Below are 21,687 nucleotides of genomic sequence, written 5' to 3'. Positions count from 1 at the left end.
GATAATTTTACCTCTGTATAAGTATTATTTATTTATTTTTGTGATTTATAAGTGGTAATGTTTTTCGGTTTTGGATTTTAAATTTTTATAAGAATAAAGAATCCATCAAACAGCCGCTAAAAAAGGCAACATGATGTGTTTGTTTTCCAATTATAAGTTAATCGCTTCCTTTACTAACATCTTTTGTGGGATGCATAAAAGGATAAGCTTGTGGTTTCTTTTTACTTTCTAATAATTCACGATTTTCAGCTGTGTTCCAGCCAATATCATTTGTAGGGTGAACCCATTCATCTCCAGCCATGATAGCTGGGTCTGTATCCTTTGTCCAGGTTTCCAATGGTGAATTAGAAGAGGCGTATATACTATCACCAATAGTTACACCATGTCTATTTACAAAAGGAGGCTCCATCTTTATTCCAGTACCTTCAAAGCTTGGGGCATTAATTTGATGTGGCATTGTTTCATTCATGCTTACCTGATCTTCAAACCCTGTATTCTTCGCATTTTTTTTCATTTTTACATCACTCCTGTTTTTTCTTATTTTCTTCGAGTCATGGGATTTTATTTATGAAAAATAAGGAAAGGAATGATAACTCTATATTTGTTCAAAACTATGGTAGTAAGATTAATTTTTAAGGGAGGATTATTCCATGGCTAAACGCAAAGCAGAATTTGATGCAGTAGAAAAATATACAAAAACACCACATAAAAATGTTCAGGAAAGTGAATTTTCTGCGGAATTTACCGATAATAACAATGCTATAAGGTTTCAAAATCGAAATTCAAAATTAGGAAAAAAGGGAAGAAGCTAATGAAAAGCCGCCGTAAAACTCCACCCCGTATTCCGACTGAAGAATTCAGCATTGAATTTGGCGATGTTAACGGCACAAAATTATATGATATTCTCCAGGTTTCACAAAAAGAGAAGAAAAACAATAAAAAGAAATAAGCCGGCAATGCCGGCTTTAGTTAGTTCTCAATAAATGAAAATATTAGTGTACGGCCCTTTATGGGGTCAAAATAAGCTAATACACAGGAAGGCTGTTTATTAATCTTACCAGTTGTTTGATACAATGCTAAATCGAAGGATATTTCTTCCAACATGGTATGTTTATATAAGTCCTTTTCATCAAGGCCTAGATCAATAAACGATGGTCCTAACATCGAAGGGTGTTCAGAAATTTGTTTGTAAATTTGTGTTCTCTTTTCCTTATCAAAGCTAGCTTCCCACCAAGGTTTTCTCGGTTTATATTTATGGTTCTTTAGATAATCATATTTCATCAGGCCTATTATCACATCTAGGTCATTAACCTTTTGGTGGCCCAAAAACGCATGAAGTCTGCGAAATAAATCCTCAAGCTGATGACCAATTCTGGACCAGCCTTGTTTTTCCCAGTAGGAACCAAACTGTTGGAAGAAATCAAAAGGGGATGGAAAAACATTTGTTATTAAGAATTCAACTGTTTCATCCATCCGGTGATCATTCCAATACTTCTCCAAAACATCCTCAACTTGCTTGATTCTAACGATATCATTAAATGAGAGTACGTTATTACTTAATATTTCATATGGAGAATGATCCATATAAACATATTTTTGTTCAGCAGCACGTAGTCGGACTCCAGTTCCTCGAAGCATTTTTAAAAAACCTAACTGCAGTTCTTCAGGACGTAACTCAAAAACATCATTAAACGTTTTTCGAAAAGAAGCGTAATCTTCTTCTGGTAAACCAGCAATTAAATCAAGATGCTGATCAATTTTTTTACCTTCCTTCACCATTGTGACGGTTCTACAAAGTTTTGAATAATTTTGTTTGCGCATCACAAGTTCATTTGTAAAGTCATTAGTTGATTGGACTCCGATTTCAAAGCGGAAAAGTCCCTTAGGTGCTTCTTGGTTTAGAAATTCAATTACTTCAGGCCGCATAATATCTGCAGTGATTTCAAACTGAAAAACGGTACCAGGGAGATGTTCATCAATTAAGAACTGGAACATTTCCATAGCATAGCTCCTGCTAATATTAAATGTTCGATCCACAAATTTGATGGTTTTTGCTCCATGAGTCATTAAATACCGTATATCGTCTTTAATTTTTTCACGATCAAAATAACGGACACCCACTTCAATAGACGACAAACAAAATTGGCAGCTAAATGGACAACCGCGACTAGTTTCAATATAGGTGACTCTTTTGCCTAAATGAGCGATATCTTCAGGGAAGCGATAGGGTGACGGTAATTCCTTCAGGTCTAGCTTATTCATTTGGGGAGTAATGACAACTTGCTGATTATCACGGAAGGCGACACCAGGTACTTTTTTATAGTTACGGTTTTTTTGGATTTCAGCCAGAAGCTGTTTAAAGGTTTGTTCTCCTTCGCCCATAACAATAAAGTCAACCTCAGGGATCTTCTCCATCCATTCGCGGGTATCATAAGTTACCTCCGGGCCGCCTAGAACAATAATTATCGATGGATCCACTTTTTTTATCAAATTTACAACCTTAATGGTTTCCTCGATGTTCCATATATAACAGCTAAATCCAATGACTTCAGGATTCAGTTGATAAAGATCTGTTACGATATTTAAGACCGGGTCCTTTATTGTATATTCTTTGATCTGTATATTGAATTCTGGTGCTGCATAAGCCTTTAAATATCGAATCGCTAAGTTAGTATGTATATACTTAGCATTCAAGGTAGAACAAATAACATTCATAAAAAAACTCCTTTACATAAATGAAAACAATATATTATTATAACTTATTTTAGACCAAAAGGATAGGAAGCAAACAATCAAAAAGCCCATGCCGATTGGGCATGAGCTTTCATGTGTTGATTGGGTTAAGGTATCATCCAAGATAACACCCCGTTTTGTAGGAAGGTAAGAATTCCCACAATAATGACAAGGAAAAAGCTATGTTTAATAGTGAAGCGGAATAACTCGGATTCTTTTCCTGCTAATCCTACAGCTGCACAGGCAACTGCAATAGATTGTGGTGAAATCATTTTTCCAGTTACACCACCTGAAGAGTTGGCTGCAAGGGCAAGTACTGGGTCCATTCCGACGGAAGTTGCTGTGATTTTTTGCAGGTTACCAAATAATAAGTTTGCGGAAGTATCAGAACCAGTAATAAACACTCCAAGCCAGCCAAGGAAAGGTGAGAAAAACGGAAATAGTAATGAACCTGTTTTGGCAAGTGTCATTCCAAGAGTAGTGCTCATACCAGAGGCATTCGTGACATACGCAAAACCAACAACAGCAGCAATTGTAATAACTGGATACTTTAATTCATTAATGGTTTCTCCAAATGTAACGAGCCAATTTTTCCAAGAGATGCCAACAATGAATTTTGTCAAGAATGCAGCGATTAATATTGCAGTACCTGCGGCACCCAGAATCTCAAGTTTATAAATGGCAGGAATTGGAGCACCAGCACTGTTAATAATTTTATTATTGATTAATGGTACATTTGGAATAAAGGTTAATGCGTGTCCGATGGAATTAATAGCTTTTAAGATTGCATTTGCACCTTCATAATGACCAGTTAACGCTAGTTTAATAGTAGGCATACCCCATAAAGTTATGATTCCTGTTAACAATAAGAAAGGGGACCATGCCTTGAAAATTTGCCCTCCCGTATGTTTTACGTCTTGGGTTTTTAATTTCTTTGCGGTAGATGTAGCAGCAAGCTCTTGTTCAGAAGAAAAACGGAAAATAGTTTTTGGCTTCCAGAATTTCAAGAAGATGGCAAGTGCGAATAATGAAACTAGCGCTGATAAGATATCTGGAAGTTCTGGTCCCATAAAGTTAGAAGTAAAAAACTGTGTCAGGGCAAAGGCTACTCCTGAAACAAGAATGGCTGGCATTACTTCTTTCGTTTTTTTCCAACCTGCCATAATAAATACTAAGTAAAATGGGATAAAGACAGATAGAAATGGCAACTGGCGACCAACCATCTTGGAGATTTCAGTAGCAGCAACTCCAGTTGGGCCTTCCATGGCAATGATTGGCGCACCAATTGCTCCGAATGCAACAGGAGCAGTATTTGCAATTAGACAAAGCCCAGCAGCATATAAAGGATTAAATCCTAGACCGACTAAAAGAGCAGCTGATATTGCGACTGGTGCTCCGAAACCGGCTGCACCTTCAAGGAACGCTCCAAAGGAAAACGCTACCAATAGTGCTTGTAAACGGCGATCCTCAGTAATAGATACAACAGAAGTTCTGATAATATCAAATTGTCCTGTCTTTACAGTAAGTTTGTACAAGAATACAGAAGTAATGATAATCCAGCCAATTGGTAGGATACCATATACAGCTCCTTGAGATGCGGACATAAATGCCATCCCTGCTGGCATTTTATAGGCGACAATTGCAATTACTAAGGCAATGGCTAGAGTTGATAATCCTGCAAGATAGCCTTTCATCCGTTTAATTGCTAATGCCCAGAAGAAGTATAAAATTGGAATTAGTGCAACAACTGCGGAAAGCGCGAGATTATCCCCCACTGCGGTAAAATTTTGAGTAAATGTCATAATAGCTTAATCCCCCCTGAATTAGCTTTTTTTGATTTTTTCTTTCCTAAATAAATGGTATCTACCCTCCTTAATTTTGGCAACCGCTTTCAAATAGTGTTATGGTCATCTGATGACTAGATGTCTTGTGGTGCTAAAATGAATTATATGGACGAATTGGAAGAAATTCAATCTTTTTTTTAAAAATATCACTTTTTATTATTTCAACGGTAAAAATGATAAAGCCCTCTATTATTTAAGATAACGTAGATGTTAGATGCAGTTCTTTCAAAAAAATGTATAATAAAGATGCGTCCAAATTACGTAATGGTTGATAGGGGATGGATGGGTGAATTATAAAAAAATTAAACCAAAAAAGATATATGAAGAAGTAGCAGAAGCTATTTATGAAATGATTCGAACGGGTCAAGTAAAACCTGGTGAAAAACTTGATTCAGTACAACAGCTGGCGGAGAATTTTCAAGTGGGGAGGTCTGCCATTCGCGAAGCATTAACCTCATTAAGAGCGATGGGCCTCATTGAAATGAAGCAAGGAGAAGGTACATTTGTAAATGAGTTTGAAACAGATCAAATAACCTTTCCACTATCAACAGCTATGTTAATGAACAAAGAGGATATAGCCCAATTATTAGAGGTTCGTAAGATAATTGAAATAGGTACAGCAGCTGCAGCTGCTAAAAAGAGAACCAATCAGCAGCTCATAATTATGGAGAGAGCATTGGAAGAAATGAAACATGCAAATGGGGATGAGGAACTCGGTGAGAAAGCTGATTTACAATTTCATCTTGCTTTGGCAGATGCAGCACAGAACCCATTGCTGCTTAGCTTAATGAATCATGTTTCTGGATTAATGGAAGAAACAATGAAGGAAACTAGGCGAGTATGGCTTTTTTCTAAACAAACAACGGTAGAACGTCTTTATAATGAACATATTGCTATTTATGAAGCAATAAAAGAGCAAGATGTAGATAAAGCAAGCAAGTTTATGCTTATTCACTTAGAAAATGTTGAGGCATTACTACAAAAATATTTTCAATCCACCAATTTATCTAGGTAGTATGTTGGCGAAAGTGATTTATTAAAAACATGTGGCTCTAATTTATTAGGAACGCATGTTTTTTTAATAGCTCTGTTAAAGCTAATTGTTGATCTTGGTACTATGTTGATTGGAGCAGAAATCAGCAGCCAAGTTTATCATAACCACTTAATAATAAATTTTTTTTTGAAAGCACTTTCTTTACAGCGTGTTTTTTTGTATTGTAGTAAGGTAGATATTAATTAATATATATTTTTTATCCAAGTCATCTGATGACCAGTTCACCTGCATGATTTGAAGAAAATCAGATATTTAGGAGAGGAAGACAAACATGAAGGTTACACTTTTTGCGACTTGTATTGTAGATATGTTTCAAAGTAATGTAGGGAAAGCAACAGTAGAATTGCTTGAAAGGCTTGGATGTGAAATAGATTTTCCTGAATCCCAAGTATGCTGTGGACAGCCATCATATAATAGTGGTTATGTTAAAGAATCAAAAGAAGCAATGAAGCGTATGATTGACACTTTTATAGATGCCGAGTACATAGTATCTCCATCCGGTTCTTGCATCACAATGTTCCACGAATATCCACATATATTTAAGGGCGACCCTGTTTGGGAACCAAAAGCAAAAAAATTGGCGGAAAAGTCATTTGAACTTACACAATTTATTGTAGATGTCATGAAAATTGAAGATGTTGGTGCACGTTTTGAAGGAAGTGTAACATACCATACCTCTTGTCACATGACGAGATTGTTAGGAGTTAAAAAAGCTCCTATGGTTCTTTTAAGCAATGTAAAAGGCCTTAAGTTTACTGAATTACCTGGAAAGGAACAATGCTGTGGTTTCGGCGGAACCTTTTCGGTTAAAATGGCACAAATCTCAGAGCAAATGGTCGATGAAAAAGTTCGCCATGTTGAAGAAACCGGTGCTGAATACCTTATCGGTGCTGATTCAGCATGCTTAATGAATATAGGTGGACGGATAGATCGAGTAGGAAAGCCAATTAAAGTGCTGCATATTGCTGAGGTATTAAATAGCCGTGGATAGTTATTTACTTGTTTATAAATTTACTTGAGTGGAGGAATGGTCGTATGTCAATGAAGATTAGCACGGATCAATTTAAAGAACGTGTTGATAAAGGGATCCATGATGACTTCATGCGGGGTGCCGTTGCGGGAGCACAGGACGGTATGGGCGTAAAAAGGCGTGTTGCAACAGAAGAATTAGGAAACTGGGAAGAGTGGCGCTCACATGGGGAAGAAATTCGTCAACATGTGTTAGAGCACTTAGATTATTACTTAGAGCAATTAAGTGAAAATGTAGCTAAGCGGGGTGGGCATGTATTTTTTGCTCAGACCAAGGAAGAAGCTAATGATTATATTCGTGAAATAGTTAAGAAAAAAGAAGCAAAGAAAATTGTTAAATCCAAATCAATGGTAACAGAGGAAATCAGCTTAAATGCAATGCTGGAACAAGAAGGCTGTGAGGTAATTGAAACGGATCTAGGCGAATACATTCTTCAAGTTGATGATCATGATCCGCCATCTCATATTGTCGTGCCCGCCCTGCATAAAAATAAAGAACAAATACGTGACGTGTTTACTGAAAAGCTTGGTTATAAAAAGACTTCAAAACCAGAAGAATTAGCCTGGCATGCACGTGAAATGCTTAGGAAGGAATACCTATCAGCCGATATTGGTATAACCGGATGTAACTTTGCAGTGGCAGAGACCGGTTCTTTTAGTTTAGTGACGAATGAAGGAAATGCTGATTTAGTTACCGCGTTACCAAAAACACAAATTACCGTCATGGGTATGGAAAGACTTGTCCCAACCTTTGAAGAGATGGAAGTTCTTGTTAGTTTATTAACGAGAAGCGCCGTAGGGCAAAAATTAACCAGTTATATTACCGTGTTAACTGGACCGAAAGAAGCATTGGATGCGGATGGTCCGGAGGAATTTCACCTCGTCATTGTCGATAATGGCAGATCCAACATACTTGGCGGGGAATTCCAGTCGGTATTGCAATGTATCCGTTGTGCTGCATGTATTAATGTATGCCCTGTGTATCGTCATGTGGGCGGACACTCCTACGGCTCGATTTATTCTGGCCCAATAGGTGCGGTCCTGTCTCCTTTATTAGGTGGATATGACGAATTCAAAGAATTGCCTTACGCATCAACTCTATGTGGTGCTTGCACTGAGGTATGTCCGGTAAAAATACCGTTACATAACCTTCTCCACAAACACCGTGAAATCATTGTCGAAAAAGAAGGAAAGGCACCTATTTCCGAGAAACTGGCGATGAAGGCTTTTGGTTTAGGGGCAGCATCACCACTCTTATACAAGCTTGGTTCGAAAATGGCACCAGCTGCAATGCACCCGTTTACGGTTGGAGAGAAAATATCAAAAGGGCCAGGTCCATTAAAGGCTTGGACAGATATTCGTGAGTTTCCGGCACCAAATAAAGAGCGATTCAGAGATTGGTTTAAAAACCGTGAAAAAGGAGGCCAATAATCATGGTAGGGACGATTCAAAATCGGGATAAATTTTTAAATCAAATTGCCGGCCGCCTTGAACGCCCACGAATTTCCTCTGCGGTTGAAAGGCCGACTTGGAAATTCAAGCCCCAATATGAGGTGTTAAAGGATGCTACTCAGGACGATTTGTTAGAGGTATTAACAGAACAATGTAAGAAAATCCATACAAACCTCTATGTAACTGACAGTAAAGATTTAGCAACTACGCTTAACAAAGTGGTTTCAGGCTATGGTGGCGGCCCAATTGTAACCTGGAAAGATGAGCGCTTTTCTCAGTGGGGGCTGGATCCGCTATTTAAGCAAGAATGGCCTAGCCGGAAAATGGAAGTATTTGAATGGAATCACACCAAAGGGAAAGAAAATATCGCGAAAGCGGAAAAGGCTAATGTCGGGATTACCATAAGTGAAATAACACTTGCAGAATCCGGCACGGTGGTTTTGTTTAGCGATGAGAATAAAGGAAGAACAGTTAGCTTTTTACCAGCAACCTATATTGCACTTGTACCGAAAAGCACTTTAGTTCCACGGATTACGCAAGCTGCTCAAAAGATGAGGGAGATTCACAAGAAAACGGGGCATGTTGCTTCATGCATCAATTTTATTACCGGACCAAGTAACTCTGCGGATATTGAATTGAATCTAGTAGTTGGTGTCCATGGGCCAGTAAAAGCTTCCTATATTGTTATTAACGATCTTTAAACAAATGAAATGGTCTGTATCCTGAAATGGATGCAGATCATTTTTTTGTAATCTGTTATACAACATAAATTCACCTGTTATATAATTATGAAAGCTCTTTAAAGTCATATATGGTAACCCTTATTCAATAAAAATTTTATGTGTTTCAAAATAATTATCGTTATGTTTGACTTTTATCACAGCGTATTAAAAATAGTTGTCTTACAATAGTTTTTGGAAACCTTAAATTTTTATGTTATTTCGTGTTATTTTATTGAACGAAGTTAGGGAGGGACATTATGTCTATTTTACCGAAAAAAAATGAATTAGGATTTTTTGAAATCCGTCTTGAATCAATTGGGGGGCTGGGAGCTAACCTGGCTGGAAAAATGTTAGCGGAGGCTGGTGTTTTAAGTCTTGGCTTGAAAGGATCCAATTTTTCATCCTACGGCTCTGAGAAAAAAGGGTCTCCAGTAAAGAGTTTCATTCGCTTTTGTGAACCAGATGTAGAAATTAGAGATCATAGTCCAATTGAACAACCACATATTGTTGGTGTTTTCCATGAAGCCTTATATAGAACGGTTGATGTTGTTAGCGGTTTGAATGCTGATAGTATAGTCTTAGTAAATACAGCAAGGGATTTTGATGAAGTTAAAACGGATTTACAATTAGATTATGGTACACTAGCGATTGTTGATGCCTTCCAGATAGCCGTAGAGGAAAAAACTAAAGTAAATACGGCAATGCTAGGAGCATTATATCGTATTTGTGATTTTCTAGATCCTGAATCCATGAGAGACGTGATTCGGAAAACGTTTACGAAGAAAAACCCGCATCTTGTTGAACCAAATATCCGCACTTTTGACCGCGGTTATAATGAGGTTCAATTTAAAACATATGAAGTGCCAGAAGGGGCTGAAGGAAAAGCCTTCACACGCCCACTTCCTCAGTTTGGCTACTTGACTCAGGAAATCGGTGGTGTCATGGTTTCTCAAGCAAATAGTATTTTTAAAGATTTAAGTGGTTCACGCCAAGGATTCCTTCCGGAGTTCCAACAAGATAAATGTATTCACTGTGCTGCATGTGACAACGTTTGTCCTGACTTTTGCTTCGTTTGGGAAGAAGGAGAAGATAAGCGTGGAAGAAAACTAATGTTCCTTCAAGGTATTGATTACCAATACTGTAAAGGCTGCCTGAAATGCGTGGAGGCATGCCCAACCGACGCACTCGGTGATCTTCGTGAAATGCTTGGGTATGCAGATAATAACCGCGTAAAGCAAAACTTTCCTTATATTGCAGGAGGAATCCAAAAATGGCTATTTTAGAAGATAAATTAACAACAAAAGGTGTAGCAGAACAAATTTCTACTTTTGAATCTGGAAATGAAATGGCTGCTATGGCGGCAGCACAAATCAATTATCATATTATGGGATATTTCCCAATTACACCTTCAACAGAGGTTGCTCAATTTTTAGATCAAATGAAAACGCGCGGGGAGCATGATATTAAACTGATTCCTGCCGATGGCGAGCACGGTTCCGCAGGAATTTGCTACGGTGCTGCGGCAACTGGTGCACGTGTTATCAATGCAACCAGTGCAAATGGATTCTTATATATGCTTGAACAAATGCCTGTCCAATCAGGGACTCGTTTTCCAATGGTTATGAATCTAGTTACTCGTGCCGTCAGTGGTCCGCTCGATATTCGTGGCGATCACTCGGATCTCTATTATGCATTAAATACAGGCTGGGTAATCTTAACAGCAAAGACACCGCAAGCTGTATATGATATGAATATTATGGCGCTTAAAATTGCCGAACATTCAAAGGTCCGCTTACCAGTTATTGTTGCTTATGATGGCTTCTTTACATCCCACCAAAAGCGTCGAGTGGAATTCTTTAAGGACCGAAGTGTTGTACAGCAATTTGTAGGTGAATGTCCAACCGATTACAACTTTGTTAGAGACTTGAGGAAGCCGGTAACGATTGGTGCTCATATGAGTGGTGACGATTTCATTAACAATCACTACCAACAATCAGAAGCAATGTACAATGCTGGTGAAGTATTTAAGGAAGTGGCTGCGGAATATGCTAAGCTTTCTGGAAGAGAATATCCAGTTCTAGATTTATATAAAATGGAAGATGCTGATGTAGCATTATTCCTATTAAACTCTGCGGCAGAATCTGCTAAAGATGTAGTGGATCAACTTCGTGCAAAAGGAATTAAAGCAGGTGTAATTAGCCCGAATATTATCCGTCCATTCCCTGCAAAGGAAATTCGTGAAGCCCTTAAGAATGTAAAATCATTATTGGTTGGGGAACGTGCGGATTCTTACGGAGCAAATGGTCCTAACCTTACACATGAAGTGAAATCTGCACTTCAAGATGACAAAGACAACCAGACGATCGTGTTAAGCCGCGTATTTGGTCTCGGCGGTAAGGATTTCTATGCAACTGATGCACAGGCTTTCTTTGAAATGGCACTTGATGCAAAGGAAAAAGGCTATGCTGAAAAGCCCTTTGATTACTATGGTCATATTCCAGGTAATCCTGAAAAAATCCTTAAGCCTGTTATTTTGCCACAGCACGGGGATGTTTATAAAACAGGTTTAATTGATGTGAAAATGGATGAAGAAACCAATAAATTAAAGGTGAAAATTCCGCCGTTACGTGCTTTAACTGGTAAACCGAAACGGATTGCCTCCGGTCACGGGGCATGTCCAGGGTGCGGAATTTTTGCTGGACTCGAGTTATTCTTTAAAGGGATTGAGGGAGACATTGTTACTCTATTCCAAACGGGATGCGCTTATGTAACAACAACATCTTATCCTAGCACCTCCCATAAGCAAACGATGATGCACAATTTGTTCCAAAACGGTGCCGCAACGCTTTCAGGTACTGTTGAAGCATTCATGGAATTAAAACGACGTGGCGAAATTGAAGTATCGGATGACGCCACATTTGTTATGATTACTGGTGATGGTGGTATGGATATTGGTATGGGTTCAGCGATTGGTACTGCTCTTCGCGGACATAAACTGATTATGCTTGAATATGATAATGAGGGCTATATGAATACAGGCTCACAAATGTCTTACTCAACACCACTGGGTCATATGACAAGTACATCGGGAGTTGGAAAGGCACAGCGAGGAAAAGCCTTCCACCATAAGGATACTCCGCAAATTATGGCTGCTACCAATATTCCTTATGTGTTTACCGGTTCGGAAGCCTTTCCACAGGACTTAGTTAAAAAAGGTGCAAAAGCACAATGGTACGCACAAAATATTGGAACAGTATATGGAAAACTTCTCATTACATGCCCACTTAACTGGAAATCTGATGACCGTTTTGGTGCGAAAATTATCGAAGCTGCTGTAGATTCTTGCTTCTTCCCGCTATATGAAATAGAACAAGGTGTTACAACCATAACTTACAATCCAGAAGAGAAGAACAAACGAATTCCACTTTCTGATTGGTTAAAATATATGGGGAAAACAAAACACCTACTTAAAGATGAAAACAAGCCAAAGCTAGAAGAATTTGAAGCAGAAGTTGAGAAAAGATGGCAAAGACTCAAAGCAAAGAATTAAAATCCTATGCTGTAAAAAAAGCAATTCAAAAAAACACTTCATTGAGAAGTGTTTTTTTTTGTTGGTTATTGACAGGGTTATATAAATTTGATATACATCTAATTAGATGTATATCAAATTAGAGTGAAGAGGAGATAGTGCATTGATACAATTAGACCGTGTTGTTGCGTTTTATAAAACGATGGGGGATCCCACACGGATTAGAATCGTTGCTATATTAGCAAAAGGTCCACTCCATGGGCAGGCAATAGCGGGTAAGCTTGGCTTGTCCGCACCTACGATTACCCACCATTTAAAGAAATTACGAGATATCCATGTGGTGTATGACAGAAGAGTGAAGAATACGATTTACTTTTACTTAAATGAATCGTTGATTAACCAGCAGGCAAAGGTGTTTACAGAGCTGTTAGAAAAAAAGGGGAAGGAGTTGGATGAAATGGTCGAGTCAAGTATCGAGAGACAAAAAATTATCGAGAACTTCTTTATGAAAAATGGGAAGCTAAATAATATTCCTGCCCAAAGGAAGAAGAAATTAATCGTGTTCGAACACATGGTACGTGGGTTAAAAATAGGTGAAAAGTATGAAGAAAAACAATTAAACGAGTATATAAAACAATTCCATGATGATTATGCAACAATTCGCAGAGAGTTTATCATAAATCATTACATGTTCCGTGAAAATGGTATTTATGAACTAAATCCAGAAGAAATGTGGGCAAAACTTGACTAGAAAAGCAATCCGAAAGTTCGGATTGCTTTTCCTATTATAATGCTTCTTTTACAGTCGTTATGAAAGAAATACGGTTCTTTATTTCTTTTCGTTGTTTAATTAGGATTGTACCGAGTTCTAATGTTTTCTCCTTTGCAGTAATTCTAGTTTGATCCTCCTCGATCCCTTCTAAATCAGCAACATGAGCAAGACCAATTGTTCTTCTGATTAATTCGCAGCCGGCAAAGCCGATCGAGTCCTCAAAAAACTTAGTTAAATTATAGTTTAGAAAGGTAGAGGATTTAGCGTAATCGTCTTTATTCTCCGTATTCCATAATAGTGTAAATTGATCCTCAAATACACTCCATACCGTTTCAATATGATTGAGGAAAAGATCACGTTCTTCAACATTTGCTATTACCTGGAAGAGAAGATTTGCAATTACTTGGCCGATATCAAATCCAGCTGGTCCGTAGAAAGAAAACTCGGGATCGATTACTTTTGTTTCATAATTATCGGCAAAAACACTTCCGGTATGAAGATCACCATGGAGGAGAACTTCAGCCTCTGTTAAAAAGCGTTTCTTCAAAATATTTACATGAAACTTTAGTTCATCATCCTGCCAAAGCTCTTCGACGATAGGACGCAGTCCTTCCTCGAAATCGTTGGTTTCTGCATCAATAAAAGGATCTGTGAAGATTAAATCTTCAGTTATTTTGCAAAGCTCGGGATTGATAAACTGTTGTACATATTCCTTTTTTACGGAAGGGGTTAATCCGTAATCAGAAGTATAAAATAATGTTTTTGCAAGATATTCACCTAGATGCTTTGAAATTAATGGATAGGTTTCTCCTTTGATAAAGCCAGTTCTTGCGATTGAAAGATGGGAAAGGTCCTCCATTACGGTTACAGCTAGGACATCATCTGTGAAAAAAACTTGGGGCACATAATCTGGAGCAATCTGTCCGAAAATTTTTAAGGCATCCGCTTCAATCTTTGCTCTTTTCAAAGTTAATGGCCAGCTTTCGCCAACTACCTTTGCATAAGGGAGAGCTTGTTTGATAATAACACTTTTTCCTTCCAATTCATCAACAATATGAAAGACTAGATTGAGATTCCCATCGCCAATCTCCTTGCAGGAAAGTTTTGCATGCTGGTCAAAAATTTTCAATTCAAGTGCCAGTTCAACTGCACTCTCGTTTGTTAAAGGCTGGTATGTTTTTTGTTTTAGTAGACTCATTATGGTTCCTCCTCGTTTTTGGGAGGCTTAATTATGCACGCAGGCACTAAAAAAGCCTCTTTCTCATCTGAAAGAGGCTGATAGACAATATTGTCTGTCGCACCTCTTATCTCTCAGAAAGATAATCCTTCTGTTGGAATTAGCACCGTGCCTTAAAGGGGGGATCCCCAGCGCAAAAAGCGCCCCATTTCAATGGGTTTCCGGTCGGTTGCTGGGCTTCAAAGGGCCAAATCCCTCAGCCAGCTCATGATAAGAGAAAATCTATTTAACTGGTAAAAATCATATCAGTAACAAAGAGAAAGTGTCAATATTTTTTGAAAATTATTATTTATAGAATTCTGGTTTTCTATCCCTGAAAATAGGAATTTGCTTACGGACCTCCTTGACTAAGTCCATCTCAATTTCAGCCGATAGGATTTCTTCCTTCATTCCAGCCTCAGCAATGACCTCACCCCACGGGTCAATAATCATCGAGTGACCAGCAAACTGGTTATTTGGGTCATTTCCAGAACGGTTACAGGCAATTACATAACATTGATTTTCAATTGCTCTGGCAATTAAAAGGGCCCTCCAGTGGGACAATCTGGGTGCAGGCCATTCGGCCACAACAAACAGTGCTTCTGCACCTTCTGATGTGTGAGCGCGTATCCACTCTGGAAACCGGATATCATAACAGATCGACCCAGCAAACTGGTGATTATCAAGTTGGAAAAGTCCCTTCTCGGCACCAGGCTCTAAGAAAACATGCTCATTCATGAGTTTAAAAAGATGTAGTTTACTATACTTGTGCACCAGCGTGCCATCTTTATTGATGATGAGGAGAGTATTTTTTACTCCTGTTTCTTCACGGTTCGCAACTGAGCCGCCAACGAAATGAACCTGATTTTGTTGTGCTGCATTTCTCAGAAATTCAATCGTTTGTACTGCTTTTGGGTCTGCAATTTCATTCAGGCGGGTCAAGTCATATCCCGTTGTCCATAGTTCCGGAAGGACAATGATATCGGGTTGTTCAGTCAGTGCATTTTCAATGAGTCTTTCGGCAGTTTGGTAGTTTTTATTGGGATCACCGAAGACGATATCCATTTGCAGACATGAAATTTTTAATTTCACGAATCTTCACCTCGTTTGAAATTTCGGAATTTTTTCTTTACAAGCCGTTATAAAAGTTATATCATTTGTGACTAGAATTTCACAATGATTCTTAAAAAAAATTAAGCAGGTGAGAACAATGAAGCAATTTCCACCATCAGAATTATTAACTAGTCTTCCAAAGCAATTTTTTGCTTCACTTGTTAAAAAAGTGGGGGAATATATTTCACAAGGGTTTGATGTGATTAATTTAGGGCAAGGCAACCCTGATCAGCCAACGCCTTCTCATATTGTTAAAAAACTTCAAGATGCAGCAGCGAATCCATTAAATCATAAATATTCTCCTTTTCAGGGACATCGTTATTTAAAACAGGCTGCCGCTGATTTTTATTTAAGAGAATATGGAGTGACCATTGATCCGGATAAAGAAGTGGCGATTTTGTTTGGGGGTAAAGCAGGACTTGTCGAAATTCCTCAATGCTTATTAAATCCGGGGGATACCATCCTTGTACCTGACCCCGGTTACCCGGATTATTGGTCTGGGGTTGCTCTTGCAAAAGCTGAAATGGTTACGATGCCGTTACGAGAGGAAAATAACTTTCTACCGGATTATTGCGAACTGGATAAGTCTGTTTTATCAAAAGCAAGGTTAATGTTCCTCAATTATCCTAATAATCCAACAGGAGCTACAGCTACTCATGAATTATTTGATGAGACAATTAAGCTAGCTAGTGAACATGATATTTGTGTTGTTCATGATTTTGCCTATGGTGCTATTGGTTTCGATGGTGAAAAACCAATAAGTTTTATGCAGGTTGAAGGGGCTAAAGAGGTTGGGATAGAGATATATACTTTATCAAAAACCTTTAATATGGCAGGCTGGCGTGTTGGTTTTGCTGTTGGGAATGAGAGTGTGATTTCAAGCATCGAACTTTTACAGGACCATCTTTATGTTAGTTTATTTGGGGCTGTACAAGAGGCAGCGGCTGAGGCTTTAATGGGCCCTCAGGATTGTGTACGGGAACTTAACGATCTTTATGAGCGAAGACGTAATGTATTGATTGATGGGCTTCGTTCATTGGGATGGAATGTCACCGCGCCAAAGGGGTCCTTTTTCGCGTGGCTCAAAGTTCCTGAGGGCAAAACATCTGAGGAATTTGCTAACATTTTACTCGAACAAGCACATATCATGGTTGCACCGGGAATTGGCTTTGGAGAATTTGGAGAAGGATATGTCCGTGTTGGGTTATTAACATCAGAACAACGATTAGCCGAAGCTGTTGAAAGAATTAGTCGTTTGGAAATATTCTGTTAAATTGATTGACATTTTATATTTTTCTTGCGATAATGCAAATTAAAGTTAAACAACATTAAAACTTTATAAAATACGAATCGTTTTCTTATCAAGAGCAGGCGGAGGGAAAAGCCCGATGAAGCCCGGCAACCGACTTAAACCAGTTTTAGGCACGGTGCTAATTCTTGCAGCAACAAGCTGATAGATGAGAAGATGTTAGTTTGCGGCTAACCTCTTCTTTGTTGAAGAGGTTTTTTATGTTTTTTGAAAGGAAGTGTTTTTGAATGTCTAAAATAATTGCTACATATTTACTGCATGATGAAAAAAAACCAACCAAAAAGGCTGAAGAGATTGCACTTGGATTAACTGTAGGTTCATGGACGAACTTGCCTGAACTAGAGCAAAGCCAATTACGCAAGCATAAAGGTAGTGTGGTATCCGTTGAAACGATACCTGCAGAAAAAGGTGACCAATCTTTAATCCGCATAGCCTATCCAGCGATTAATTTTTCTAATGACCTCCCTGCTATTTTAACAACCGTTTTCGGTAAGCTTTCATTAGATGGAAAAATAAAATTACTAGATTTACAGTTTGATGACGGATTAAAGAGTCAGTTCCCTGGCCCAAGGTTTGGAATTGAGGGTCTTCGGAAGAAATTAAACGTTTATAATAGACCGCTTTTAATGAGTATCTTTAAAGGAGTGCTCGGTAAAGATCTCGCATTTTTAGTTGAGCAATTAAAGCAACAAGCCCTTGGTGGTGTAGATTTTGTGAAGGATGATGAAATCCTTTTTGAAAATGAGCTGACACCATTTGAAAAAAGAATTGTCGAAGGAAAAAAGGCATTGCAAGAAGTATTTGACCAAACAGGACATCGAACTTTGTATGCAGTTAACCTAACGGGTAGAACATCGCAGCTGAAGGAAAAAGCAAGGAAGGCTGCAGAGCTTGGAGCGGACCTCTTACTGTTTAATGTGTTTTCCTATGGCATAGACGTCCTGCAGGAATTAAGAGAAGACGATGAAATTGCCTTACCGCTTATGGCACATCCTGCAGTTAGTGGTGCTTTTACATCATCTCCAGTTTATGGATTATCCCATTCATTATTGCTTGGAAAGTTGCTTCGTTATGCTGGTGCTGATTTATCGTTGTTCCCATCCCCATATGGAACCGTGGCGTTAGAGAAGACGAAAGCACTGTCGATTGCAAGTGAGTTAACCGTAGAAGATGTCTTTAAAAAGTCATTCCCAGTTCCATCAGCGGGAATTCATCCAGGCTTGGTTCCTTTATTAATTCGTGACTTCGGTAATGATTCTGTCATTAATGCAGGCGGAGGGGTCCATGGCCATCCAGAGGGTGCACGCGGAGGGGGCCTTGCGTTCCGTCAAGCGATTGATACCAATCTTAAAGGAAAGTTATTAGCCGAAGGTGCAAAACAGCATCCTGAGCTCCATACGGCACTAAAACTATGGGGTAATGCAGAGGTGACCGTATGACAAAACCAGTGATTTTTTGTGATTTTGACGGAACGGTAACTGAAAGTGATAACATCATTAGCATGATGGAAAAGTTTGCTCCTCAAGGGTGGGAACGGATTAAAGATCAAATCCTCTCACGTGAGATTTCGATCAATGAGGGAGTTGGGAAACTTTTTTCCTTATTACCAAGTAAGTTAAAGGATGAATTGACTGAGTTTGCGATTGAAAATGCAAAGATTCGCCCAGGATTTGGAGAGTTTGTTGAATTTGCGCGTGCAAAAGGTATTCCATTTTATATTGTTAGTGGCGGTATTGACTTCTTTGTTTATCCAATCTTGGAGAAATATGGTCCATTTGATGGAGTTTATTGCAATGAATCGGATTTTACAGACGAGAGAATAAAAATTCTATGGCCGAATGAATGTGATTCATTATGTAACAATGATTGCGGATGTTGTAAACCAAGTATTATTCGTAAATTAAACACTCAGGAAAACCGTTTCAAAATTGTTATTGGAGATTCGGTAACCGATCTCGAGGCAGCAAAACATGCGGACTTTGTGTTAGCAAGAGATTTACTTCAGGAAAAATGTGTGGAGTGGGGAATCAATCATCAAGGATTTACTTCCTTTTTCGATTGTATCGAGGAAATTAAAAAAAGAATTGAGGTGGATGAACTAACATGCTAAATGAAAGATGGAACGAATTAGCCGAGGTAAAGGATGAGTTAGCTGAGCGTGATTGGTTTATGGGTACGAGCGGTAACCTGGCGATTAAAGTAAGTAATCATCCGCTTCAATTTTTAGTTACAGCAAGTGGAAAGGATAAACGGAAGCGAACAGATGAAGATTTTCTACTCGTTGATGAATTTGGCCGTGCAGTTGAAGAAACACATTTAAAGCCCTCAGCAGAGACACTTCTTCATGTCGAAATTTACCGTCGAACCAATGCTGGCTGCAGTCTCCATGTGCATACGATTGATAATAATGTGATCTCAGAAGTTTATGGTGATAAAGGTGAGGTTACATTTAAAGGGCAAGAGTTGATCAAGGCTTTTGATAAGTGGGAAGAGGACGCAGTCTTAACAATACCAATTATTCACAATTTTGCCCATATCCCGACACTTGCCAATAAGTTTTCTGAATATGTTTCAGGAGATACTGGAGCTATCTTGATTCGCAACCATGGGATAACAGTATGGGGTAGAACTGCCTTTGAGGCTAAAAAAATCCTTGAAGCCTCCGAGTTTTTATTCCGCTACCAATTACGTTTACTAGAGCATAAACCATATCAATTATTTAAAGTAGTGTAAAAAATATTAAAAATGAGAGGATGATGAAGAATGGCATATATTACTTTTCAAACCAGAGAAGAGCAAATTCATGAACAAGATGAGGTTGCAAGCTTTCTGGAGTCGCAGGAAGTTATTTATGAAAATTGGGATATTAGCAAGCTTCCCGCTGAACTCGTAGAAAAGTATCTTTTAAGCGATGAAGAAAAGGAAGAAATTCTAGCTGCATTTGAAGACGAAATCGCAGATATTTCTGCTAGACGGGGCTACAAAGCGCAAGATGTCATTTCTTTATCAGAAAATACTCCAAATTTGGATGTATTACTGACAAACTTTAAAAATGAGCATCATCATACAGATGATGAAGTTCGTTTCATAGTCAGCGGTCACGGTGTCTTTGTCATCCAAGGTAAAGATGGTGAGTTCTATGAAGTACATCTCAATCCAGGAGACTTGATTTCTGTACCTGAAAATACAAGGCACTATTTTACCCTTGAAGAAGATCGGAAAGTGGTTGCTGTTAGGATTTTTGTTACCACCGAGGGATGGGTACCTATTTACGAAAAAGAAGAAGTAAATAAATAAATAACAGATACTAAAACTGGCTGCAGATTATTGCAAGCCAGTTTTTTTATTATGTATGTAAGTATGGTGAAATAGAATAAAACGCTTGCAAACTAGAAGAATTTTGTCGTAAAAACAAGAATTTATTTGAGGAATTTGTCGAAAAACGAAAGAAATAGAATGTTTTGTCTACTTTTGCGATTGTGTTTACTTTTATAAAAATTCTTGTCATAATTCATCAAGTAGTCTAATTTTTCGTTGTTTACAGTAATAGAGTAAGAGGTAGGGGGATAATTGTGTGCGAGTATAGTAATACCCATAATGAAATGATTGAAGAGATAAAGGCTAAAAGGGAATTAATGATAAATAGCGCCAATACACAGGGATTTACCAATGAGATGACAATAAAATATAGCCAGGAGCTAGATGAATTAATAAATGAGTACCAAAAAGTAATGGACCAAATCTCCAGGCCAAATGAAGAAATTAAATTCGCCTTTAAACAAATGATCATGATTTGGCCGAAGGTTTTAGTCTAATGATAATTAGGTAAGAGAGTGATATTTTTTTTTGTTCAACCGATTAGTAAAATAATTACTTATGTAAAAATATCAATAATGTACACCATGACAAGCAACCCCAATATAAAAGCATAGGTGGAAACGCGCTCATTTCCGTCGCCATGGCTTTCAGGAATTAATTCTTTATAAATAATAAATAACATGGCGCCAGCAGCAAATGAAAGACCATAGGGGACAAGCCCTTGAACAAATGAGGTTAAAAAATACCCTAATAAGGAAGTAATGATTTCAATGGCTCCAGTTAAAGTTGCAATAATGAAGGCCTTCAGTTTACTAATTTGCTGATTGATTAAAAATAATGCGACAAGTAGGCCTTCCGGCGCATTTTGAAACCCAATCGCTAAAGCAATTAAATTTCCAGTATCCCCCTGTTCGGATGCATAGCTTACGCCAACTGACAATCCCTCAGGAATATTATGCAGTGTAATTGCAGATATAATTAACAACGCCTTCTCATCAAATTGAATTCCCTTTTTGTTATGCTGTAAGTCAATATGAGGGATATTTTTTTCCAAAAAAGTCAGCACCCATACTCCTAAACAAACTCCTGCAAAAAGTGAACCAAAGCCTCCTGTCCTTAATGCCTCAGGGATCAACCCAATCGTAGAAGCTGCCATCATAATTCCTGCACTAAATGCTAATAAAACATCCTTCCAACGATGTGTAATGGAATGAGGAATAAATAGTATAATTAGTGCCCCTGCCCCCGTTGATAACGCCGAAAGAACACTTCCAATAATAACTTCAGTAATCACACATCTCCTTTCTTGTCCAATTAATCCAAATCAAATATCTACAATATTAGACAGTAGCTGTGATTTTTATCATTGTTTATATCTTAATATTTCATATAGTTATATTAGTACTACTTTATCTAATATTCACATCACGATTAACTACATATCTTACCACGAACTGTAATAACTTCAACTTTTACAAACTACTACTTAGCTACTGCATAAGATTTTTAAGAATGGTAAATGATCACTAGTTTTAGGTTAAATCGAGAAAGAAAAAAAAGAAAACTATCACTGTTGTAACCGTCAAGTAGAATTAA

Annotated in this window: 21 protein-coding genes and 2 riboswitches; of the genes, 15 read left to right on the top strand and 6 right to left on the bottom strand. The window is 38.1% G+C overall.

What is annotated here, in order from left to right; translation table 11 throughout:
* Positions 1-157: 157 nt before the first annotated feature.
* Positions 158-514, bottom strand: a complete 357-nt coding sequence (locus J7E66_RS09260) for a DUF3905 domain-containing protein (protein ID WP_214999433.1) — start codon at positions 512-514, stop codon at positions 158-160.
* A 136-nt stretch (positions 515-650) separates the two neighbouring features.
* Between J7E66_RS09260 and J7E66_RS09255 the strand changes: the two genes are divergently transcribed.
* Together J7E66_RS09255 and J7E66_RS09250 are read left to right on the top strand one after the other, a co-directional pair.
* Positions 651-812: a hypothetical protein gene (locus J7E66_RS09255; protein WP_166257651.1), complete on the top strand. Its 162-nt coding sequence runs from the start codon at positions 651-653 to the stop codon at positions 810-812.
* Positions 812-949, top strand: a complete 138-nt coding sequence (locus J7E66_RS09250; protein WP_168242602.1) for a hypothetical protein — start codon at positions 812-814, stop codon at positions 947-949. The genes J7E66_RS09255 and J7E66_RS09250 overlap by 1 nt, the downstream gene beginning before the upstream one ends.
* Positions 950-969: 20 nt before the next feature.
* Here J7E66_RS09250 and J7E66_RS09245 read toward each other — a convergent pair whose 3' ends face one another.
* On the bottom strand, positions 970-2,715 hold the full coding sequence (locus J7E66_RS09245; protein ID WP_214999431.1) for a B12-binding domain-containing radical SAM protein: 1,746 nt from the start codon (positions 2,713-2,715) through the stop codon (positions 970-972).
* A 125-nt stretch (positions 2,716-2,840) separates the two neighbouring features.
* The gene (locus tag J7E66_RS09240; protein ID WP_214999429.1) at positions 2,841-4,535 is read right to left on the bottom strand and encodes an L-lactate permease; all 1,695 of its coding nucleotides are present in this window, start codon (positions 4,533-4,535) and stop codon (positions 2,841-2,843) included.
* Positions 4,536-4,863: 328 nt separating this feature from the next.
* Here J7E66_RS09240 and J7E66_RS09235 point away from each other — a divergent pair, with 328 nt between their 5' ends.
* From J7E66_RS09235 to J7E66_RS09205, 7 genes are all read left to right on the top strand, one after another.
* Entirely contained in the window at positions 4,864-5,592 is a 729-nt protein-coding gene (locus J7E66_RS09235; protein WP_168242605.1) for a FadR/GntR family transcriptional regulator, read from the top strand.
* Positions 5,593-5,902: 310 nt separating this feature from the next.
* Positions 5,903-6,622 (top strand): (Fe-S)-binding protein, encoded by a 720-nt coding sequence (locus tag J7E66_RS09230; protein WP_214999427.1) that lies wholly within the window; start codon positions 5,903-5,905, stop codon positions 6,620-6,622.
* A gap of 44 nt (positions 6,623-6,666) precedes the next feature.
* Entirely contained in the window at positions 6,667-8,091 is a 1,425-nt protein-coding gene (locus J7E66_RS09225; RefSeq protein WP_214999425.1) for a LutB/LldF family L-lactate oxidation iron-sulfur protein, read from the top strand.
* A gap of 2 nt (positions 8,092-8,093) precedes the next feature.
* Positions 8,094-8,813 carry a LutC/YkgG family protein gene (locus J7E66_RS09220; RefSeq protein WP_251032849.1) on the top strand — a complete coding sequence of 240 codons (720 nt, stop codon included), beginning with the start codon at positions 8,094-8,096 and terminating at the stop codon, positions 8,811-8,813.
* A 278-nt stretch (positions 8,814-9,091) separates the two neighbouring features.
* A complete protein-coding gene (locus J7E66_RS09215) occupies positions 9,092-10,117 on the top strand; it encodes a 2-oxoacid:acceptor oxidoreductase family protein (protein ID WP_214999423.1) in 1,026 nt (341 codons plus the stop codon).
* On the top strand, positions 10,105-12,384 hold the full coding sequence (locus J7E66_RS09210; protein ID WP_214999422.1) for a transketolase C-terminal domain-containing protein: 2,280 nt from the start codon (positions 10,105-10,107) through the stop codon (positions 12,382-12,384). The genes J7E66_RS09215 and J7E66_RS09210 overlap by 13 nt, the downstream gene beginning before the upstream one ends.
* Before the next feature lie 145 nt (positions 12,385-12,529).
* Complete coding sequence (locus J7E66_RS09205) at positions 12,530-13,114, top strand: DUF2087 domain-containing protein (RefSeq protein ID WP_214999973.1); 585 nt, start codon at positions 12,530-12,532, stop codon at positions 13,112-13,114.
* A gap of 34 nt (positions 13,115-13,148) precedes the next feature.
* Here the strand turns inward: J7E66_RS09205 and mtnK are convergent, their stop codons facing one another.
* A complete protein-coding gene (gene mtnK / locus J7E66_RS09200; protein ID WP_214999420.1) occupies positions 13,149-14,333 on the bottom strand; it encodes an S-methyl-5-thioribose kinase in 1,185 nt (394 codons plus the stop codon).
* 103 nt (positions 14,334-14,436) lie between these two features.
* A riboswitch (SAM riboswitch) is annotated at positions 14,437-14,589 on the bottom strand.
* A gap of 68 nt (positions 14,590-14,657) precedes the next feature.
* Entirely contained in the window at positions 14,658-15,443 is a 786-nt protein-coding gene (locus J7E66_RS09195; protein ID WP_214999418.1) for a carbon-nitrogen family hydrolase, read from the bottom strand.
* A 118-nt stretch (positions 15,444-15,561) separates the two neighbouring features.
* Between J7E66_RS09195 and J7E66_RS09190 the strand changes: the two genes are divergently transcribed.
* From J7E66_RS09190 to J7E66_RS09165, 6 genes are all read left to right on the top strand, one after another.
* Positions 15,562-16,737 carry a pyridoxal phosphate-dependent aminotransferase gene (locus J7E66_RS09190; RefSeq protein ID WP_214999416.1) on the top strand — a complete coding sequence of 392 codons (1,176 nt, stop codon included), beginning with the start codon at positions 15,562-15,564 and terminating at the stop codon, positions 16,735-16,737.
* Between the two features lie 82 nt (positions 16,738-16,819).
* Positions 16,820-16,928, top strand: a riboswitch (SAM riboswitch).
* Between the two features lie 72 nt (positions 16,929-17,000).
* The gene (gene mtnW, locus J7E66_RS09185; protein ID WP_214999414.1) at positions 17,001-18,212 is read left to right on the top strand and encodes a 2,3-diketo-5-methylthiopentyl-1-phosphate enolase; all 1,212 of its coding nucleotides are present in this window, start codon (positions 17,001-17,003) and stop codon (positions 18,210-18,212) included.
* On the top strand, positions 18,209-18,883 hold the full coding sequence (locus J7E66_RS09180) for a 2-hydroxy-3-keto-5-methylthiopentenyl-1-phosphate phosphatase (RefSeq protein WP_214999412.1): 675 nt from the start codon (positions 18,209-18,211) through the stop codon (positions 18,881-18,883). Before mtnW ends, J7E66_RS09180 begins: the two co-directional genes overlap by 4 nt.
* The gene (locus tag J7E66_RS09175) at positions 18,877-19,506 is read left to right on the top strand and encodes a methylthioribulose 1-phosphate dehydratase (protein WP_214999410.1); all 630 of its coding nucleotides are present in this window, start codon (positions 18,877-18,879) and stop codon (positions 19,504-19,506) included. The genes J7E66_RS09180 and J7E66_RS09175 overlap by 7 nt, the downstream gene beginning before the upstream one ends.
* 30 nt (positions 19,507-19,536) lie before the next feature.
* Entirely contained in the window at positions 19,537-20,070 is a 534-nt protein-coding gene (locus J7E66_RS09170) for a 1,2-dihydroxy-3-keto-5-methylthiopentene dioxygenase (protein WP_214999408.1), read from the top strand.
* Between the two features lie 275 nt (positions 20,071-20,345).
* Positions 20,346-20,588: an aspartyl-phosphate phosphatase Spo0E family protein gene (locus J7E66_RS09165; RefSeq protein WP_214714701.1), complete on the top strand. Its 243-nt coding sequence runs from the start codon at positions 20,346-20,348 to the stop codon at positions 20,586-20,588.
* A gap of 59 nt (positions 20,589-20,647) precedes the next feature.
* Here J7E66_RS09165 and J7E66_RS09160 read toward each other — a convergent pair whose 3' ends face one another.
* Positions 20,648-21,382: a ZIP family metal transporter gene (locus J7E66_RS09160; RefSeq protein ID WP_214999971.1), complete on the bottom strand. Its 735-nt coding sequence runs from the start codon at positions 21,380-21,382 to the stop codon at positions 20,648-20,650.
* Positions 21,383-21,687: the final 305 nt, after the last annotated feature.

This window comes from Bacillus sp. ISL-7, from assembly GCF_018613065.1.
Note: the sequence above shows the minus strand (reverse complement) of the source record. Positions and strands in the feature narration are given on the sequence as shown.

Bases quoted from the DNA above. Each gene is read 5' to 3' on its own strand.
- J7E66_RS09260 (WP_214999433.1), bottom strand. From the start codon at position 514: ATGAAAAAAAATGCGAAGAATACAGGGTTTGAAGATCAGGTAAGCATG.
- J7E66_RS09255 (WP_166257651.1), top strand. From the start codon at position 651: ATGGCTAAACGCAAAGCAGAATTTGATGCAGTAGAAAAATATACAAAA.
- J7E66_RS09250 (WP_168242602.1), top strand. From the start codon at position 812: ATGAAAAGCCGCCGTAAAACTCCACCCCGTATTCCGACTGAAGAATTC.
- J7E66_RS09245 (WP_214999431.1), bottom strand. From the start codon at position 2,715: ATGAATGTTATTTGTTCTACCTTGAATGCTAAGTATATACATACTAAC.
- J7E66_RS09240 (WP_214999429.1), bottom strand. From the start codon at position 4,535: ATGACATTTACTCAAAATTTTACCGCAGTGGGGGATAATCTCGCGCTT.
- J7E66_RS09230 (WP_214999427.1), top strand. From the start codon at position 5,903: ATGAAGGTTACACTTTTTGCGACTTGTATTGTAGATATGTTTCAAAGT.
- J7E66_RS09225 (WP_214999425.1), top strand. From the start codon at position 6,667: ATGTCAATGAAGATTAGCACGGATCAATTTAAAGAACGTGTTGATAAA.
- J7E66_RS09220 (WP_251032849.1), top strand. From the start codon at position 8,094: ATGGTAGGGACGATTCAAAATCGGGATAAATTTTTAAATCAAATTGCC.
- J7E66_RS09215 (WP_214999423.1), top strand. From the start codon at position 9,092: ATGTCTATTTTACCGAAAAAAAATGAATTAGGATTTTTTGAAATCCGT.
- J7E66_RS09210 (WP_214999422.1), top strand. From the start codon at position 10,105: ATGGCTATTTTAGAAGATAAATTAACAACAAAAGGTGTAGCAGAACAA.
- mtnK (WP_214999420.1), bottom strand. From the start codon at position 14,333: ATGAGTCTACTAAAACAAAAAACATACCAGCCTTTAACAAACGAGAGT.
- J7E66_RS09190 (WP_214999416.1), top strand. From the start codon at position 15,562: ATGAAGCAATTTCCACCATCAGAATTATTAACTAGTCTTCCAAAGCAA.
- mtnW (WP_214999414.1), top strand. From the start codon at position 17,001: ATGTCTAAAATAATTGCTACATATTTACTGCATGATGAAAAAAAACCA.
- J7E66_RS09180 (WP_214999412.1), top strand. From the start codon at position 18,209: ATGACAAAACCAGTGATTTTTTGTGATTTTGACGGAACGGTAACTGAA.
- J7E66_RS09175 (WP_214999410.1), top strand. From the start codon at position 18,877: ATGCTAAATGAAAGATGGAACGAATTAGCCGAGGTAAAGGATGAGTTA.
- J7E66_RS09170 (WP_214999408.1), top strand. From the start codon at position 19,537: ATGGCATATATTACTTTTCAAACCAGAGAAGAGCAAATTCATGAACAA.